Annotated in this window: 19 protein-coding genes; 3 read left to right on the plus strand and 16 right to left on the minus strand. The window is 69.1% G+C overall.

Annotated elements, in window-relative coordinates; translation table 11 throughout:
• Nucleotides 1–53: 53 nt before the first annotated feature.
• The 8 genes from QFZ29_RS16495 to QFZ29_RS16530 all read right to left on the minus strand — a co-directional run bounded on the left by QFZ29_RS16495 (nt 54) and on the right by QFZ29_RS16530 (nt 7,891).
• Nucleotides 54–1,340: a sugar ABC transporter substrate-binding protein gene (locus QFZ29_RS16495; RefSeq protein ID WP_306895132.1), complete on the minus strand. Its 1,287-nt coding sequence runs from the start codon at nt 1,338–1,340 to the stop codon at nt 54–56.
• A gap of 78 nt (nt 1,341–1,418) precedes the next feature.
• Nucleotides 1,419–2,474, minus strand: a complete 1,056-nt coding sequence (locus QFZ29_RS16500) for a LacI family DNA-binding transcriptional regulator (RefSeq protein ID WP_306895134.1) — start codon at nt 2,472–2,474, stop codon at nt 1,419–1,421.
• 177 nt (nt 2,475–2,651) lie between these two features.
• Nucleotides 2,652–3,848 (minus strand): FAD-dependent oxidoreductase, encoded by a 1,197-nt coding sequence (locus tag QFZ29_RS16505; protein WP_306895136.1) that lies wholly within the window; start codon nt 3,846–3,848, stop codon nt 2,652–2,654.
• Complete coding sequence (locus QFZ29_RS16510) at nt 3,835–4,629, minus strand: methyltransferase domain-containing protein (protein ID WP_306895139.1); 795 nt, start codon at nt 4,627–4,629, stop codon at nt 3,835–3,837. The genes QFZ29_RS16505 and QFZ29_RS16510 overlap by 14 nt, the downstream gene beginning before the upstream one ends.
• 4 nt (nt 4,630–4,633) lie before the next feature.
• Nucleotides 4,634–5,776 carry a type III polyketide synthase gene (locus tag QFZ29_RS16515; protein WP_306895141.1) on the minus strand — a complete coding sequence of 381 codons (1,143 nt, stop codon included), beginning with the start codon at nt 5,774–5,776 and terminating at the stop codon, nt 4,634–4,636.
• Between the two features lie 85 nt (nt 5,777–5,861).
• Nucleotides 5,862–6,353 (minus strand): DUF2017 family protein, encoded by a 492-nt coding sequence (locus tag QFZ29_RS16520; RefSeq protein ID WP_129520261.1) that lies wholly within the window; start codon nt 6,351–6,353, stop codon nt 5,862–5,864.
• Entirely contained in the window at nt 6,350–6,640 is a 291-nt protein-coding gene (gene clpS, locus QFZ29_RS16525; RefSeq protein WP_306895143.1) for an ATP-dependent Clp protease adapter ClpS, read from the minus strand. The genes QFZ29_RS16520 and clpS overlap by 4 nt, the downstream gene beginning before the upstream one ends.
• A gap of 111 nt (nt 6,641–6,751) precedes the next feature.
• Entirely contained in the window at nt 6,752–7,891 is a 1,140-nt protein-coding gene (locus QFZ29_RS16530; protein WP_306895144.1) for a class I SAM-dependent methyltransferase, read from the minus strand.
• Between the two features lie 85 nt (nt 7,892–7,976).
• Here QFZ29_RS16530 and QFZ29_RS16535 point away from each other — a divergent pair, with 85 nt between their 5' ends.
• Entirely contained in the window at nt 7,977–8,687 is a 711-nt protein-coding gene (locus QFZ29_RS16535; protein WP_306895146.1) for a hypothetical protein, read from the plus strand.
• A gap of 5 nt (nt 8,688–8,692) precedes the next feature.
• Here the strand turns inward: QFZ29_RS16535 and QFZ29_RS16540 are convergent, their stop codons facing one another.
• On the minus strand, nt 8,693–9,058 hold the full coding sequence (locus QFZ29_RS16540) for a M15 family metallopeptidase (protein WP_373426274.1): 366 nt from the start codon (nt 9,056–9,058) through the stop codon (nt 8,693–8,695).
• 97 nt (nt 9,059–9,155) lie between these two features.
• On the opposite strand from QFZ29_RS16540, the gene QFZ29_RS16545 reads away from it, so the two are divergent.
• On the plus strand, nt 9,156–9,851 hold the full coding sequence (locus QFZ29_RS16545) for a response regulator transcription factor (protein ID WP_306895147.1): 696 nt from the start codon (nt 9,156–9,158) through the stop codon (nt 9,849–9,851).
• Nucleotides 9,844–10,935, plus strand: a complete 1,092-nt coding sequence (locus QFZ29_RS16550; RefSeq protein WP_306895148.1) for a sensor histidine kinase — start codon at nt 9,844–9,846, stop codon at nt 10,933–10,935. The genes QFZ29_RS16545 and QFZ29_RS16550 overlap by 8 nt, the downstream gene beginning before the upstream one ends.
• Nucleotides 10,936–10,947: 12 nt before the next feature.
• On the opposite strand, the gene vanX is transcribed toward QFZ29_RS16550, so the two are convergent.
• From vanX to dnaK, 7 genes are all read right to left on the minus strand, one after another.
• Complete coding sequence (vanX, locus tag QFZ29_RS16555; RefSeq protein WP_306895150.1) at nt 10,948–11,556, minus strand: D-Ala-D-Ala dipeptidase VanX; 609 nt, start codon at nt 11,554–11,556, stop codon at nt 10,948–10,950.
• A complete protein-coding gene (gene vanA / locus QFZ29_RS16560) occupies nt 11,553–12,593 on the minus strand; it encodes a D-alanine--(R)-lactate ligase (RefSeq protein ID WP_306895152.1) in 1,041 nt (346 codons plus the stop codon). Before vanA ends, vanX begins: the two co-directional genes overlap by 4 nt.
• Nucleotides 12,586–13,542, minus strand: coding sequence for a D-isomer specific 2-hydroxyacid dehydrogenase family protein (locus QFZ29_RS16565; RefSeq protein ID WP_306896781.1), 957 nt, complete (start codon nt 13,540–13,542; stop codon nt 12,586–12,588). The genes vanA and QFZ29_RS16565 overlap by 8 nt, the downstream gene beginning before the upstream one ends.
• Nucleotides 13,543–13,737: 195 nt before the next feature.
• Nucleotides 13,738–14,160, minus strand: coding sequence for a heat shock protein transcriptional repressor HspR (locus QFZ29_RS16570; RefSeq protein WP_306895154.1), 423 nt, complete (start codon nt 14,158–14,160; stop codon nt 13,738–13,740).
• 8 nt (nt 14,161–14,168) lie between these two features.
• A complete protein-coding gene (locus tag QFZ29_RS16575; RefSeq protein ID WP_306895155.1) occupies nt 14,169–15,149 on the minus strand; it encodes a DnaJ C-terminal domain-containing protein in 981 nt (326 codons plus the stop codon).
• A gap of 94 nt (nt 15,150–15,243) precedes the next feature.
• A complete protein-coding gene (locus QFZ29_RS16580; protein ID WP_306895156.1) occupies nt 15,244–15,945 on the minus strand; it encodes a nucleotide exchange factor GrpE in 702 nt (233 codons plus the stop codon).
• 2 nt (nt 15,946–15,947) lie between these two features.
• Nucleotides 15,948–17,831 carry a molecular chaperone DnaK gene (dnaK, locus tag QFZ29_RS16585; RefSeq protein ID WP_306895158.1) on the minus strand — a complete coding sequence of 628 codons (1,884 nt, stop codon included), beginning with the start codon at nt 17,829–17,831 and terminating at the stop codon, nt 15,948–15,950.
• Between the last annotated feature and the right edge of the window lie 65 nt (nt 17,832–17,896).

Below are 17,896 nucleotides of genomic sequence, written 5' to 3' on the forward strand. Positions count from 1 at the left end.
CCGATCCGGTGGGGACGGCGGCAACGCCGCCCCCACCGCTCAGGACGGTCGGCCTAGAAGCCGTACCCGTCGTTGGATTCGATGTTCGCGTCGATCTCCTGCACGGCACCGTCGAGCGTGGACTTCACGTCGGCACCGTTCATGATGTCCTTCGCGGCCTTCTCGAAGGTGCTCGAGATCACGGGATACGCGGGGGTCTCCGGGCGTGCCAGCGCGAACTTCTGCGAGAGCTCGACGAAGGGACGGAGCGCACCGTCTTCGCTGAAGTGCTCCGTGAGCGCCTCGGCGCCCGCCGTCGCGGGAATCACGACCTGCTTGTCGGCGAACTCGGCGATGTACTCGTCCTGGAAGCTGAACTCGAGGTAGGCGCGGGCACCCTCGGGCGAGTTGCAAGACGACGAGATGCCCCACTGCCAGGATCCGCCGCCGATCTTCGGCCCGTTGCCGAAGTCCGGCGGGGGAAGGATGAGCAGGTCGTCGCCGACCGCTTCGATCGACGCGAGCGCGTTCCAGACGCCCGTGTAGCTCAGCGCGACCTCGTCGTCGACGAACTCCTGGTTGCCGAGGGTGCCGGCGTTGCTCGCCCAGCCCTTCTCGAAGGCCTCCTGGAACCACGTGAAGAACTCGTTGGCCTCGGGGCCGTTCAGGGCCCCGTCAGCGGTGAGCATCGTGTCGCGGTCGACCTCGTCGCCGCCGGCGCTCTGCAGCATCGGCGAGTACGCGTACGACCACCACTCGCCCGCGTCTTCGGCGCCGATGTCGAGGGGCGTGGCATACCCGGCCGACTGGAGGGTGGTGAGCGCAGCGTCGAACTCGTCGATCGTCCACGGCTCGTCGATCGTCGGGATGCGGATCCCGTTCGCGTCGAGCACCGACTTGCGAGCGAAGATCGACAACGCGGCATCCCAGTATCCGGCCGAGTAGATCTCGCCGTCGTAGGTGCCCACCGTGGTCGGCAGGAGCTCGTCGGTGATGCTCTCGGGCAGGTCGAGCGGCTCGAGGTATCCGGCCCACGCCCAGTTCGGCATGATCGGGCCGTCCATGTCGAGCAGGCACGGCAGGTCGTCGGATGCGGCTGCCGCGGTGATCGCGTCGTTGTACGCACCCTGCGGGAACGACTCCTCGACGACCTTGTACTCGTCTTGCGACGCGTTGAACTCGGTGATGATCTTCTCGTAGACCTCGAGTTCGGCGGGGTTGCCCGCCGAGTGCGTCCACATCGTCAGTTCGATGGGCCCGTCTCCGGACCCGCCGCCCTGTCCGGCCTGCCCGCACGCCGTCAACGCGAGGGCTGACGCGGCAGCCAGCGATACCATCACTGGGAGGGATCTGCGCTTCATTGCTTGATTCCTTTCACGGTGCCCGACGTCCAGGTCGGGTACCACTCGGCGACCGCCTTCTGCGGTCTCTGGGTTTCGTCAGGTCCGCCGTCGGCCGGGGTCACCACCTGCTGCCGGCGGCGGGCCCACGGAGTCCCGTCGGATGATCGGGCACTCCATGAGGTGCACGGCACCGGGGTCATCCGGTGCCAGTACGCCGAGCGCGACCTCGGTCGCCCATCGCCCCATCTCGTAGTGAGGCAGGGCCACGGTCGTGAGCGGCGGGTCGAGTTCGGCCGCGACGAGCTGCTGGTCGTCGAAGCCGACGATCGAGAGGTCACGCGGGATCTCGAGACCTCTGTGGCGCGCGGCGACGTACGCGCCCGCCGCCATGCGGTCGTTGAAGCAGAACAGCGCCGTCGGGCGGCGCGCCTCTGGCAGGTCGAGCAGGAGCTCCGTGGCACTGCGGCCGCCCGCCGCGGTGGTGGTGGCGCCGTGCACGTGCAGCTCGGCGTCGGGTTCGATGCCCGCCTCGCGGAGCACCTCGAGGTAGCCCTCGAAGCGGAGCGCCGAGGCGATGGGCGGGTTGGGCTCGTCGACGTCGACGAAGGCGATGCGACGGTGGCCGGCCGCCACGAGCTCTCGCACCGCCGTGGCGCCGCCGGCGCGGTCGTCGGGCACGACGGCCGGGTGGCCGCCGTCGACCGGTCGGCAGTCGAGGAACACCGTGCGGGCCGGAAGGTGCTCGGGCGCGTCGACGACCCGGTGCCACATGCACGCGTAGATGAGTGCGTCGATCTGGTGGTCGGCGAGGGCGCGGATCGCGTCGCGTTCGACCTCGACGTCGGCGCCGGTGTCGACGAGGATCACGAGGTGGCCGTGCTCGCGCGCGACATCCTGGGCGCCCGCGAGCATGCGGCCCGCGTACGGCGTCGTGGCGATCGTGTCGGAGACGAGGCCGATGGTGCGGGTGGTCTGCATCCGCAGGCCCCGGGCGACGGAGTTCGGGGTGTACCCGGTCGCGGCGGCGGCCGCTCGCACACGCTCTTGCGTCTCGAGCGGGATCCGGGCGTCGCGATCGTTCATGACGAGCGAAACGGTGGAGATGGACACGCCGGCGGCAGCAGCGACATCCGAGATTCGAACTCGTGGCATTGGCATTGTGACGGCACCTCCACTTCGTCGTGGTTGCTAAAACGATTGAGCGGATTCATTCTGACCACCTGCTGACATCGTTGTCAAGAGCCGATTCGAAATTCTCTCGTTTCGCAGCCCGCCGCAAGGAACGGCGGCCGGCCGCGGAAACAGGTGAAGGCGCGGAGGCGCGGCCCCTCAGAGCCAGCGCATGGTGAACGCGTTGGCGAGAACCGCACGCAAGGGCGGCATGGCGAGCACGCGCACCGCGGCATTGCGGGCGGCGAGACGCAGGCCGTGCGCCGGCGCCCCCATCGCCATGTTGAACGCGGCCTGCCGGATGGCGCGCGCGGCGGCCCGCCGACGAACCAGGTCGTAGGCTTCGAACGCCTCGAACGGTGCGCCCGCCGAAAGCGCCGCGGCGAGCTCGTGGTCGAGGCGCACCGCGTCGAGCCAGCCGAGGTTCATGCCCTGTCCGCCGATCGGGCTGATCTCGTGCGCGGCGTCGCCGGCGAGCGCTACGCGGCCGCGCGACATCCGCTCGGCGAGATGCTGGCGGGCCTCGAACGCACTCGGGACGCCCGCGTCGTCGAGGTCGAAGGCGGCGCCGGTTCGCGAGCGCACGATCGTCTCGAGCTGCACTGCCGACGGCTCGGCCGGCGGCCGGTGCACCCACGCGACCCAACGACGCCCACCCCCCGGCAGCGGGAACGACTCGACCACGCCCGCGGGTTCGAAGTGCAGCAACGCCGTCGACGGCTCGCCCGTGTCGTCGCGCGTGTCGCACATCACGTAGTGCCCGCGTCCGCGCCGCTGCTCCCAGCCGAGTCCGAGCAGGTGACGGATGCCGCTGCGCACCCCGTCGGCGCCGACGGCGTAGCGCGCACTCACGTGCACCGGCTCGCCGCCGGCCGTACCCGCGACCTCGACGTGCGTGCCGCGGTCGCGGAGTCCGACCACCTCGACGCCGCGGCGCAGGCTCCCGGGCCGCAGCTCTTCGAGGCGGCGCTCGAGCACGTCCTCCGTCTGGAGTTGCGGCAGCGAGAGCACCGTGCCGGCGCGCGCGAACGACAGGGCGCCGAGCACGCGCCCGCGGCAGATGACCCGGCCGGAGCGGATCTCCGCTGCGTGCGATCGCACCTCGTGCTCGAGTCCCACGAGCCCGAGTGCGCGCAGCCCCGGCGGGTGGATGCCGATCGCGCGCGACCGTCCGCCGCGCTCGGTGCGGCGCTCGAGCACGACGACGTCGAGCCCGCGGCGGGCGAGCAGGCATCCGAGCAGGAGTCCGACGGCGCCGGCACCGACGATCACGACGTCGTGGTGCGGCTGCGCGGCCGAGGGACCCGATGCCTCGCGTCGGGATTGGGCCTCGCGGCGCGCGTCAGCTCGCGGCATCCGCGCTCCAGAACACTTCGAGGCGTGAGGGGAAGCCGCGACGAACTCGCCACCCGGGCGGCAGCGACGCCGCGAGCTCGGCCGCGGTATGGCTGCGGCGAATCGAGGTGAGCCCGTCGGCGCGGATGTACGAACCCGCCAGCAGGTTGCCGGCGAACGGCCAGGTGCCGAGGGCGAATCCCGCGTACCCGAGCCGGGAGCGCTCGATGTCGCAGTGCACCGCCACGCCGCTCTCCGCCGTGAGGCGCTCGGAGTCGGCGAGCAGTTCGCCGAACTCGCGACCGTCGAGGTGGTGCAGCACGTGGTTCGACATCACGACGTCGAAGCGATCGCCCGCGACGGCGAGCTCGCGGCTCGAGACGCGCCGCAGCGAGAGGCCGGGCTCTGCCGGCTGGCGGAGCGCCCAATCGAGGGCGCGCGGATCGGGATCGATCGCGACGACCTCGAGCCGCACGCCGTCGGCCCGAGCCCACGCGAGCAGGGCGCGCGGCACGTCGGCGGCGCCCGTTCCGATGTCGAGCACCCGGCAGGTGCGCGTCGGCGACAGCCGCGGCCGGATCCAGCGGCGGTACACGGCGCGCATGTTCGAGACGACGACGTTCACGAGGCGGAACCGGTCGTAGGTGCGCTCGAGCATCGCGAGATCGGCGGCGGGGTCGTCCATGAGCTCGGTCGCCGACTCGTCACGCGAACCGAGCGAACCGAGCGAACCGAGCGCATCGAACGCATCGAACGCACCGAGCGCATCGAGCGAGCGGATGCCCCTGAGCCCCCCGGTCACGGCGTCACGTGCGCACCGTCATGAGCGCGGACTCGACCGTGAGGCCCGGGCCGAACGCCATGGCCACGACGCGATCGCCGTCGCCCGCGGCATCCGACTCGAGGATGTTCTTCAGCACGAAGAGCACCGTCGCACTCGACATGTTGCCGAAGTCGCGAAGCGTTTCGCGGGCCGGCACGAGCTGGGCCTCGGTGAGGCCCAGGCGGGACTCGACCTTGTCGAGGATGCTGCGCCCGCCGGGGTGGATCGCCCAGTGCTCGATCGCGTCGCTCGAGGCATCCGTCGCGAGCGCCTCGCCGAGCGCCGGCTCGTGCGCCAGGAGCGGCTCGAGGGCGCCCGTGATGTGGTCGTCGATGATCGCGGGCACCGCGTTCGAGAGCACCATCTCGAACCCGTGGTCGCCGATCTTCCAGGCCATGTCGCCCTCGCCGACGGGCGTGATGCGCGTCTCGAACCGGTCGAGGTCGAGCGCTCGCTCATCGGCACCGAGCGGTCGCGACGAGACGATGCCGGCTGCGGCGCCGTCGGCGAAGAGCGACGAGGCGACGATCGTGTCGGGGTCGTTCGACGAGCGCAGGTGGAGCGTGCAGAGCTCGACGCTCACCACGAGTACCACGGCGTTCGGGTCGGCCGCGCAGAACTGCTTCGCGGTGCGCAACGCGGGCATCGCCGCGTAGCAGCCCATGAATCCGAGGTGGTAGCGCTGCACGGCCGGGCCGAGCCCGAGGTCGCGGACGAGCATGAAGTCGGGGCCCGGCGCGTAGAAGCCCGTGCACGAGACGGTGATGACGTGCGTGACATCGGATGCCTCGATGCCCGGAGCCGCAGCGAGTGCAGCTCGGCCGGCTTCGACGTAGAGCTTGGTGGCCTCGGCGGCGTAGACCTCGTTCCGCGCCTTCGTGCCCGGCATCAGGAGCTCGCCGCTCGTGATGTCGAAGAACACGGGCTCCTCGGGATGCGCGTCCCAGCTCAGCTCGTCGAGCACGGTGTACCGGGTCTCGATGCCCGACACGTTGAACGACGTGGCGACGATGCGCTGCGCGAGCCGGTTGAGGCCCGGCTGCGCCGCGAAGACGTCGCGCACCTCGCTCTGCACCAGGGTGGTCGGCGGGACCGCGGTCGAAACAGCTCTGAGCGTGACGGCCATGATTCAGTCTAGGCAGACGTTCGCGCCCGGCGGCAGCGGCGCGAGGGTGCGGCGCGAGGAATGCGGCGCGTCGGCCCGCGGCGCGTCAGCCCTTGATCGGGTCGAGCACCTCGAGCATCGACCCCTGCACGAATCCCGCCCACTCATAGGCGGCCCGGAGGTAGTCGTCGCGGGTCTCGTCGGATTCGTCGCTGCCCTCCTCGACGATGCCGACCCGCTCGGCGAGGATCAGCCGCAAATCGGTGAGGAAGGTGAGCCAGCTCCACGCCTCGGCCTGGTCGAGCTCGATCTGCACGAGGCCGGTGTCGTCGTCGACGGCGGTGGCGTCGCGCACCTGCTGGGCGGCCTGCCGCTTGCCGTCGACGAGGCTGTCGCGCGTGTAGCGGGTGAAGTCTTGAGCCGCCGTGACGTCGTCGGGATACGCGTTCGGGAGCAGCCGGCCGAGCGCCGGGTCGTCGACCTCGCCGAGCAGGAGCACCGAGTCGACCTGGTCGGCGAGCTCGGAGAGGAGCATCGCCTCCTCGGTCTCGAGCACGAGCCGAACCCCCTCGCCGCCGTCGCGGCCCGCGACGATCATGGCGCGGCCTTCGAGACCGTCGCCTGCAGGCCGTAGCCGTGCATCGCCTCGGCGTGCCGTTCCATCGCCTCGCGGTTGCCCGTGGCCACGATGGCACGGCCCTCCTGGTGCACCCGCAGCATGAGCCGCTCGGCCTCCTCGCGCGGGTAGCCGAAGTAGCTGCGGAACACGTAGCTCACATAGGTCATGAGGTTGACCGGGTCGTCCCACACGATCGTGCTCCACGGCACGTCGATCGCGGTGTTCACGACGCTTTCCGTGTCCAGGTGCTCGAGAGTGTCGGTCATCCCACAAGCCTGACACGACCTTTCCCGCGAGGGAACCCGGTTGCGTTGCGATCATGCAAACGCGCGTGTCGTCTTGTGGCACCCGTCCCGTCAGGCGTGGGTCAGCGCGCGTCAGCGTGCGCCGTCGGGCTTCGTCGACGCCGTCACGGTGAACTTCGCGTTGCGTGCGATCTGGCGCGTGGGGCCGACGAGCCGCTCGAGCAACGGCCGGTACCTCAGGTGCGAGTTCCACACGCACCACAGTTCGCCGCCGGGGACGAGCACGCGCGCGGCATCCGTGAAGAGATGGCCGGCGATGCCCGCGTGCACGGCGGCATCGCTGTGGAAGGGCGGGTTCAGCACGACGAGCGGCTCACTCGCATCGGCGAGCGGCTCGAGTCCGTCTGCCCGGTGCACGAGCACTCGGTCGGCGACGCCGTTGGCCTCGGCCGTCAGGCGAGCGGATGCCGCGGCCGCCGCCGAGCGATCGCTCGCCGTCACCGTCAGCGCGGGCCTTGCGCGCGCGAGCCACGCCGCCACGATCCCGGTCCCACACGCGAGGTCGACGGCGCTCGCGGCATCCGGAACCGCCTCGCGGAGTTGCTCGAGCAGGAATCGCGTGCCGATGTCGACCCCCGTGCCCGCGAACACCCCGCCGTGCGCGACCACCGTGAGGTCGAGGTCGTCGTGCCGCTCGCTGCGCGGCCAAGGCTCGGCCACCGGATGCCGCGACCCGCGCGGCCCCGTCGAGGTGAGCACGCGCGACTTCTGCCGGGCGTGGCTCACGTCGACCCGTTCGAACCACGCGCCGAGCACGTCGTTCATCGCGAGCGACATGTGCTTGATCCGCCCGCCGGCCACCACGGCGACGTCTTGGGCCGCGTGCGCGGCGATGAGGCCCGCCACCTCGTCGAGCCGGTCGAGTGATCGCGGCAGGCGCAGGAGCACGAGTCGTGCGCCCGCGACGAGCTCAGGGGCGAGCGGCATCGATCGCACGGCGTCGGCGAGGCCGACGCGTTCGGCGTTCTCGGCGAGCGCGCGTTCGCCCGTGATCGGGTCTTCGTGCGAGCGGATGCCGCGGGCTCCGGCTGCTGCGGCGGCGAGCGCGAGGGCGCCGTACGCGTCGTCGACGACGACGAGCTCGCCCGGGCCGGCCGCGCGAATGCGGGCGGCGGCTTCATCGAGGATGAGGCGGTCTGCGGCATCCGACGCCTCGAGTCCGTGGCCCTCGACGTCGGGATGACGCCGCAGGGCGCCGAAGTCGAAGGCCATGCCCCAAGGGTACGGGGCCGGGCGGCCGGGGCCATTCGCGTGGCTGGGTGCGGTTCCCGGGCACGTTTGCTACCCTCGGGTCCGCATGCGGGGCGTAGAAGAAGAGCAACCAGCGGAATCGCGCGCGGCCAGGAGCTCGGCCGCAGCGCGCGGCGCTCATGCCCGCAGGTCGAAGCGTCGGTTCACCGCTCCGGGCGCTGCCATCGCCGTGATCGCGATCGTGGCCACGCTCGCGCTCGCGCCGGTCACACCGGCCGGCGTCGACATGTCGATCGCCGAGGCCGGCGCATCCTTGGGCACGGCACAGACGGTGACCGTCGCTCCGGATGTCACGGCGCCGCCGGTCTCGCACGAGTCGTACACGGCGGCGACGGGCCCCGAGACGCTCATCGCGAGCGGCACCAACGCGGACTGGGCGAAGCTCGTGCTCATCTACGGCGACTGGCCCGTGACCGAGCAGAACGTGACCGTGATCCTGCAGTGGATGCGCGAGGAGAACGGCCCCGACAACTGGTGGAATCGCAACAACCCGCTGAACAACGGCCACGGCTCGGGCGGCGGCAGCGGACTCGGCAGCTACGACAGCCTCGACACCGCGGCGTTCTACGCCGCCGACAACCTGGTGAAGCGCTCGTTCTACACGGCGATCGTCGCTGCGCTCGAGGACGGCACGTCGGCAGCGGCGGTGGCGCAGGCGATCTGGGCGTCACCGTGGGCGTCGAGCCACTACGGCAACGGCGCGAACTGGACCACCTCGCCCGTGCCGATCATCCAGGCCCCGCCCTCCGCCTGGTGACCGCGCTACTCGGCCGCCGCATGCGTGGGGTCGGCGTACATGGGAGGACAACCACCATCGATCGCCAAGGGGCGCAGTTCGTAGTGCCAGGGCTCGTTGGCGTAGATCTGGCACAGCCCGTACTCGGCGCCGTGCTCCGACAGCCACGCCGTGGCGTCGAAGGATCCGATGTCGACGGCGTCCCCTGATACGTGAGCGGAAGTGTCCGGAGTGGCGACCCATCGTGCGGCCTCCTCTTCGGACCCGTAGGTCGAGATCGCCTCACGAAGCAGCTGATCCTGGTACTCCGCGGAACGCCAGCCACTGTTGACGTGGACCTCGATCCCGACGTCAGCGGCATCCGTTCCCGCTTCGCGCAGGGCCTCGAGCAGATCGCCTCATGCTGCCAGTCAAGGCGGAGTGGTGTTGCCAGCCCGTATGCGGCTTTCGATACGCCGACGATATGCACCGGCTCCTAGCATTGCGAGTATGCGCGTGTTGGTCGTCGAGGATGAGCCCTACATGGCGGAGGCCATCCGCGATGGGTTGCGCCTGGAGGCGATCGCGGCCGACATCGCCGGCGACGGCGACACCGCTCTGGAACTGCTGAGCATCAACGCCTACGACATCGCCGTCCTCGACCGCGACATCCCCGGGCCATCCGGCGACGAGATCGCCCAGAGCATCGTCGCCTCCGGCAGCGGCATGCCGATCCTGATGCTCACCGCGGCCGACCGAATCGACGACAAGGCCTCCGGATTCGAGCTCGGCGCCGACGACTATCTCACCAAGCCGTTCGAGCTCCGAGAGCTCGTGCTGCGTCTCAGGGCACTCGACCGCAGGCGCGCCCACAGCAGGCCGCCCGTGCGAGAGATCGCCGGGCTGCGTCTGGATCCGTTCCGCCGCGAGGTCTACCGCGACGGCCGCTATGTCGCGCTGACCCGCAAGCAGTTCGCCGTGCTCGAGGTACTCGTCGCCGCCGAGGGAGGGATCGTCAGCGCCGAAGAGCTCCTGGAGCGAGCGTGGGATGAGAACGCCGATCCGTTCACCAACGCCGTGCGCATCACCGTCTCGGCACTGCGCAAACGCCTCGGCGAACCCTCGATCATCGCCACGGTTCCCGGGGTCGGCTACCGCATCGACACGGCGCCCGGCGCGGGACTCGGCGGAGGCGACGATGAGTAGGGCGCCCGGGTTGAGCGTTCGCCTCAAGCTCACCCTCAGCTACGCGGGCTTCCTCATGATCGCGGGTGCCCTGCTGCTCGCGGTCGTCTGGGTGTTCCTTCTGCGCTACGTGCCCGACGGTCCGATCATGACACTCGGGGCGGGCGTGCCCAACCGCGACGACCTCGTGCGCGCCTTCGTCCCGGCCGTGGCGTGGGCGCTCGTCTTCCTGCTCGGATTCGGTCTGCTCGGAGGGTGGATCCTCGCCGGCCGCATGCTCGCGCCCCTGGCCCGGATCACGGAGGCCACGCGCATCGCTGCGGGAGGATCACTGTCGCACCGGATCGAGCTGGACGGCCGGAACGACGAGTTCCGCGAGCTCGCCGACCGGTTCGACGCCATGCTCGCACGGCTCGAAGCCCACGTCGCCGAACAGCAGAGGTTCGCGGCCAACGCGTCCCACGAACTGCGCACCCCACTGGCGATCACACAGACGCTGCTCGACGTCGCCCGCAGCGATCCGAACCGCGACGCCGTCGAGCTCGTCGAACGCCTCCACTCCGTCAACACCCGAGCGATCGACCTCACCGAGGCATTGCTCCTGCTCAGCCGCACCGACCAGCGATCCTTCACGCGAGAACACGTCGACCTGTCGCTCATCGCGGAAGAAGCCACCGAGACGCTCCTCCCCCTTGCAGAAGAACGCGGCCTCACCATCGAGACCTCCGGCGACATCTCCCCCACCATCGGCTCGCACGCGCTCCTGCTGCAGCTGACCACGAACCTCCTGCACAACGCCATCGTCCACAACGTCCCCGAACACGGCACCGTGCAGGTCAGCACCACCGCCCGCCCCGAGTCCGTCGTGCTCACGGTCGAGAACACCGGCGACAAGCTCACTCCACAACTGGTCTCGACCCTCACCGAACCGTTCCAGCGCGGCACCGGACGCATCCGCGCTCACCACGCAGGTGTCGGCCTCGGCCTGGCCATCGTCAAGAGCATCACCCGAGCACACGACGGAACCCTCACGCTGACTCCGCTCGCCGCTGGAGGGCTCCGCGTCACGGTGCAGTTACCTGCCGCGCCACCGCGGACTGGCTGATGACGATCAGGCTCAGGTGATGGGAAAGTCGAAATAGGTGTCCGGATGCGGTTCGTCCCGCAGCGTGTAGTGCCACCACTCGGCCGGATAGGAGCTGAACCCGCAGGCCTCCATGATCGAACGCAGGTGTTGCCGGTTTCGAGCCTTGGCTTCTGGGATTCCCTCGGCTCCGTGATGCGAGACCGAGTCCATCAGATCATGGTCGCCGCCCATGGCGACGAGTTCGCCGGTCGCCAGATGGTAGAGCGTCATGTCGACGGTGCTGCCCCGGCTGTGGCCCGACTTCGCGGCGACGTAGCCAAGCTCGAACATCTCGGGTCGGTCGATGTTCGGATAGTGCCGGAGTTTCGTGCGGCCATCCTCCGGCTGCCGTGACCAGCGCAGGAAGTCGTCCACTGCGCGCTGAGGGCGATAGCCATCCCACAGGAGCAGACCGAAGCCATGGGCTGCGGCTCTGTCGCGCGCGCGCTCCAGAGCTCCGCACAGGGCCTTCGTACCGACGACCCGATTGGCGAGGTATCCGTCGACGGGCTTGCCGGTGAAATTGTCCCAAGTGGCGTACTTCGCATCCCAGCGGATGCCGGGAACCAGCTCGTCCACGAAAACGAAGTCATCACTCATCGACGTTGACCGTTCAGTGCGAACGACACCAGCCGGTCGATGACCTCGGCGAGCGGGAGCCCGGCGGCCGCCATCATTCGCGGATAGCGGCTGTATGAGGTCATGCCCGGGAAGGTGTTGACCTCGTTGAGCACGACCTCTCCGTCTTCCTTCAGGAACATGTCGACCCGTGCGAGTCCCCTGCATCCCAACGCGCGATAGATCGCTCGAGCCGCCTGCTGCACGAGGAGGCGCGCCTCCGCCGTGATGTCGGCGGGAACGACCACGGTCGAGTTCTCGGAGCGGACCTCGGGCGCGTCCTCCTGATGGATCCTGAAGAAGCCGTGAGACAGACGGATCTGATCCACCTCGCCGACGACCAGATCCGTGGCGCTCTCGAGCACCGCGCACCCGACCTCGCTGCCGTGGACCGCCTCCTCGATCAGCACCTTCGAGTCGTACTGTCGAGCGACCGCCACCGCGCTCGGCAGGTCTTCCGCTCGGTCCACTCGACTGACGCCGAAGGACGATCCCGATCGGGCCGGCTTCACGAAGACGGGATACGTCAGGTTGTCGGGGTCGACCTGCCCGTCGGCCGCGACCGTCCAGAACCTCGGGGTGGCGATTCCTGCGCTTCGAACGACGAGATAGGCAAGGGACTTGTCCATGCACAGGGCAGAGCTCTGGACGTCGCACCCCACATACGGGATGCCGGAGAGGTCCAACAGGCCTTGGACAGCGCCGTCCTCGCCGAGCTTGCCGTGCAAGACGGGAAGCGCCACGTCGAGGTGAACCGTGTCGTATCCGCCATCCGCCTGAACAAGCAATCCGTGGACGCCTCGGTCGGGTGACAGCATTGCCGGACGACCGTCGCCGTCCTCCCAGCCCGCGTCAGGGCTCTCGCAGAGCTTCCACTCGCCGCTTGTGGTGATCCCGAGATAGAACGGCTCGTACTTGGCGAGGTTAAGGTTTCGCGCGACCTCTTGCGCAGACTTGACCGAGACGGGGTGCTCTTCCGAGGCGCCTCCGAATATGACCGCGACCCTCAACCTAGCCATGCTGCCGCCGTCCGAACTCGAGGCAATTGCGAATGGTGTTCTCGACCGTGTCGTACAGTGCGTGCTCCGTGTAATAGGCGGTGTGCGGAGTGATGAGTACATTCGGCAGCCGTTGCAATCGCAGGACGAGTCGGCTTTCGATCGGCCGGTTCCGCTGATCGGTGTAGAAGATGCCCTCCTCTCCCTCGAGCACGTCGAGCGCCGCGCCGCCCAACTTGCCGCTCTCAAGCGCGGAGAGCAGGGACTCGGTGTCGATGAGCGAACCGCGACCTGTGTTGACGACGATTGCGCCATCCTTCATCTGCTCGATCCGCTGACGATCCAGGAGATGTCTCGTCTCCGCGCTGAGTGGCGTATGCAGCGTGACGAGGTCGCTCCGCTCGAGCAGCTCATCGAGCTGGACATAGTCCGCAGAGGTCTTGGGATTGCGGTCATGAGCCAGCACGCGGCATCCGAAGCCCTGCAGCCTCTCCAGGACTGCTGCGCCGATGCGGCCGGTTCCGATGACTCCGATGGTCAGGTCGCGGAGCTCCCTGCCGCGCACGCGATTCAGCCTGAAGTCATGAGCTTCTGCGCGAGCGACGATCGATCGCGCGTTCCGCACGGCCATCAGCATCAGCATGAGCGTGTAGTCGGCCACGCCGTCGGGCGAGTACTCGACGGCCTCGACCGAGATGCCGACGTCGCGCGCGAAGTCCACGTCGATGTGGTCATACCCCGTGCTCCTGGTGGAGATGTAGGCGACGCCGGCTTCGCTGAGCGAGCGAAGTGTGGAATTGGTGATGGGGGTCTTGTGGCCGACACTGATGCATCGATTCCCGACGGCCATCCCGAGCGTGGACTCGGATGCCGCGGCATCGGTGATCGTGAGTGCGACGCCGAAGCGAGGCGCCACCTCGCGGAACACGACGGCCTCATCCGGCCCGCACCCATAAATCGAGATTCCCATTCCCGGGCCGACGGCATCCGCCCTGCCGAACGCACCGCGATGGTCAGCGGCAGCCGAGGAGAACGTGGACGGCAGCGATCGGATGCCGCGGGGCGCTGTTCGTGCGTGTTCGCTGTTGGCCATGCCTCCAGTCAAGGCAGCCCGGTGTTGTCAGGACGTATGCGGTTTTCGATACACCGGCGATATCCCGCCTACTTAGCCACCGGGGCGGTCGAGCGGACGCCACACCACGACGGCGTTCTCGCGGCGCACTCGCGTGCCCGCGCGCATCGAGACGACCTCGCCTGCAGCACCGGCCGCGAAGACGCGACGACCCGGGCGGTTGAGCATCTCGTCGGCGAGCGCCGCCTCGAGTTCGCGCACGCGCGTCTCGAGCGACGCGACCTGGTCTTCGAGGCCGAGCACGCGCCGGATGCCCTCGAGGCTCACGCCCTCGCTCGAGAGCTGGGCGATCTCGCGCAGCTGCGAGACGTCGCGCATCGAGTACCGGCGGGACTTGCCGGCCGTGCGCGTCGGAGAGACGAGACCGAGCCGGTCGTACTGCCGCAGCGTCTGCGGGTGCATTCCCGCGAGCTCCGCCGCGACGGAGATGACGAACAGCGGACTCAGCTCGTTCATGGTCGCTCCTAGCCCCTGGCCTTCGCGATGAGCCCGTCTCGGGGATTCTCGTCGGGCAGTTCGGCGATGAAGGTGCGCAGCTTCTCCTCGGCGTCTTTCGACAGGTGCGAGGGCACTGCGACCTGCACCTCTGCCAGGAGGTCGCCCGTGCCCTTCGAGGTCTCGACGCCGCGGCCCTTCACGCGCAGCACGCGTCCGCTCGGAGTGCCGGGGGCGACGCGCAGTTTCACGGGGTCACCCCCGAGCGTCGGCACCTGGATGGTCGCGCCGAGCGCCGCCTCGGCGAACGTGATGGGCACGGTCACCCGGAGGTTGAGACCGTCGCGCTCGAACACGGGGTGCTTGCGCACCGAGACGCTCAGCACGAGGTCACCGGGTTCGCCGCCGTCGGGCGAGGGCTGGCCCTTGCCCCGCAGCCGGATCTTCTGCCCGTCGGCGACCCCGGCGGGGATCTTCACGGTGATCGGCCTGCCGTCGGATGCCTGCAGGGTGATCTGCTGCCCCTTGGTGGCGGTGATGAAGTCGAGGGTCGTCGAGGCGGTGACGTCGCGGCCCTTCGATGGGCCGCCGAAGCCTCGGAATCCACCGGTGGGCTGGCCGAAGCGGCCGCCGCCGAACAGCCCGCCGAGCAGGTCGTCGTATTGGCCACCCTGCTGGTACGTGCGACCGCCCTGGCCGCCGAACATCGTGCCGAAGACGTCTTCGAAGCCGCCTGCCGCGCCGCCGCCGCCGGGCGCGGTGAATCGCGCACCCGAGCCCATCGCCCGGATCGCGTCGTACTCCTTGCGCTGCTCGGGGTCGGAGAGCACCGAGTGCGCCTCGCTGATCTCCTTGAACCTCGCCTCCGCCGCGTCATCACCGGGGTTCGAGTCGGGGTGGTACTTGCGCGCGAGCTTGCGGTACGCCTTCTTGAGTTCCGCGTCGCTCACGTCTTTGGAGACGCCGAGCACCTCGTAGAAGTCCTTGTCGAACCAATCCTGACTGGCCATCGGCACCTCCTCTCTCGAAATCTACTCGCCCGGTAGCCCCTGGTGGTCGAGTAGCGCCGGGCGAAACCCGACGCTACTCACCCACCTGAGGGAACTACTGCGGAGTCTTCACGACGACCTTCGCCACGCGAAGCAGCGTGCCGCCGAGCAGGTAGCCGGTCTCGACGACGTCGGCGACGGTGTCGGTGTCGACCTCGTCGCTCGGCTGCTGGAAGATCGCCTCGTGGCGCTGCGGGTCGAACGGCTCGCCGATCTCGCCGAACGACGAGAGCCCGAGCTTCTCGACGGCCGCGCGGAGCTTCGCCGCGATCGTCGAGAACGGGGCGTCGCCCTCGAGGTCGCCGTGCTTCTCGGCCCGGTCGAGGTCGTCGAGCACGGGCAGCAGCACCGCGACGGCCGCGCCGACGGCGCGCTCGCGCTCGACCTCACGGTTCGCCTCGGTGCGCTTGCGGTAATTCGCGTACTCGGCGGTGACCCGCTTGAGGTCGGCGAGGTGCTCGTCGCTCGGCTCCCGGATCTCGGCGGTGGCCGCGTTCAGGATGTCGTCGACCGTGAGCGGCACGTCGTCGTCGTCGGATTCGGATGCCGCGGCATCCGTCTCCTCGATCGTGTCGGCCTCGCCGGCGGCGGCTTCGGGGCCATCGGCTCCTTCGACCGCCTCAGCTGCCGCCGGCGCCTCGGCGGCTTCGGCAGTCTCGGCCTCCTGCGCCGGACGGCGAACCTCGCCCGTCTCGGGGTCGATCCGCCGCTTGTCGCGGATGACCGGCTCTTCGGGGATCTGGTTCTCGTCGGTCATGATTACCTGGCCTCTGAGCTCGTCGACGTGTCTTCGTCGTCGATGACCTCGGCGTCGACGACGTCTTCATCGGAGGTGGCCTGCTCGCCGGTGGGGTTCGAGTCCTCTCCGGCGCCGGCCGCGGCATCCGCCGTCTGGCTCTGGGCGTAGATGGCCTCGCCGAGCTTGCCCTGCGACTGCGAGAGCTTGTCGAACGCGGTCTTCACGGCCTCGTCGTCGTCGCCGGCGAGCGCCGACTTCAGCGCGTCGACGTCGCCCTGCACCTCGGACTTGACGTCGGCGGGCAGCTTGTCGTCGTTGTCCTTGATGAGCTTGTCGATCGAGTAGGCGAGCTGCTCGGCGGAGTTGCGCGTCTCGGCGGACTCACGGCGCTTCTTGTCTTCGGCGGCGTGCTCCTCGGCGTCGCGCACCATGCGCTCGACGTCTTCCTTCGGCAGCGCGGAGCCGCCGGAGATCGTCATGCGCTGCTCCTTGCCGGTGCCCTTGTCCTTCGCGGACACGTGCACGATGCCGTTGGCGTCGATGTCGAAGGTGACCTCGATCTGCGGGATGCCGCGGGGCGCCGGCGCGATGCCGGTCAGCTCGAACGTGCCGAGCGGCTTGTTGTCGCGCGTGAACTCGCGCTCACCCTGGAAGACCTGGATGGCGACCGACGGCTGGTTGTCGTCGGCGGTCGTGAAGGTCTCGCTGCGCTTCGTGGGAATGGCGGTGTTGCGCTCGATGAGCTTCGTCATGATGCCGCCCTTGGTCTCGATGCCGAGGCTGAGGGGGGTGACGTCGATGAGCAGCACGTCTTTGCGCTCACCCTTGAGGACGCCCGCCTGAAGGGCGGCACCCACGGCGACGACCTCATCGGGGTTGACGCCCTTGTTGGGCTCCTGGCCGGTCTCCTGCTTCACGAGCTCGGAGACGGCGGGCATACGCGTGGATCCGCCGACGAGCACGACGTGCGCGACATCCGAAAGCTTGATGCCGGCCTCGCGGATGACGTCGTCGAAGGGCTTCTTCGTGCGGTCGAGCAGGTCGCTCGTCATGTTCTCGAACTCGGCGCGGCTGAGCGTCTCGTCGAGGTTGGCGGGGCCGTTCTCGGTGAGCGAGAGGTAGGGCAGCTGGATGCTGGCCTTCATGTTCGAGGACAGCTCCTTCTTCGCCTGCTCAGCGGCCTCCTTGAGACGCTGGAGGGCGATCTTGTCCTTCGAGACGTCGACACCGGTGGAGTCCTTGAAGCGCTTGATGAGCCACTCGACGACCCGCTGGTCCCAGTCGTCGCCGCCGAGCCGGTTGTCGCCGGCAGTCGCCTTCACCTGGATGGTCGAGAAGTCGTCGTCTTTGCCCACCTCGAGGAGCGAGACGTCGAACGTGCCGCCACCGAGGTCGAAGACGAGGATGAGCTCGTCTTCCTTGCCCTTGTCGAGACCGTAGGCGAGCGCTGCCGCTGTGGGCTCATTGATGATGCGCAGCACGTTGAGGCCCGCGATCTCGCCGGCCTCCTTCGTGGCCTGGCGCTCGGCGTCGTTGAAGTACGCCGGCACGGTGATGACCGCATCGGTGACGGTGTCGCCGAGGTACTGCTCGGCGTCGCGCTTCAGCTTCTGCAGGATGCGCGCCGAGATCTCCTGCGGCGTGTAGTTCTTGCCGTCGATCTCGGACGACTTCCAGTCGGTGCCCATGTGGCGCTTGACCGAGGCGATCGTGCGGTCGACGTTCGTGACGGCCTGGCGCTTCGCGGTCTCGCCGACGAGCACCTCGCCGTCTTTCGTGAATGCGACGACCGAGGGGGTGGTGCGGAAGCCCTCTGCATTGGCGATGACGGTGGGCTCGCCACCTTCGAGGACCGAGACGACCGAGTTGGTCGTGCCGAGGTCGATTCCTACTGCTCGTGACATGTGTGTCTCTCCTTCTGCCTGGAGGCTTCGCGAGCGGATGCCGCAGCGCTCCAGAGCGGTCGGCC

Source organism: Agromyces albus, from assembly GCF_030815405.1.
In the GTDB taxonomy this organism is placed as follows: Bacteria; Actinomycetota; Actinomycetes; order Actinomycetales; family Microbacteriaceae; genus Agromyces; species Agromyces albus_A.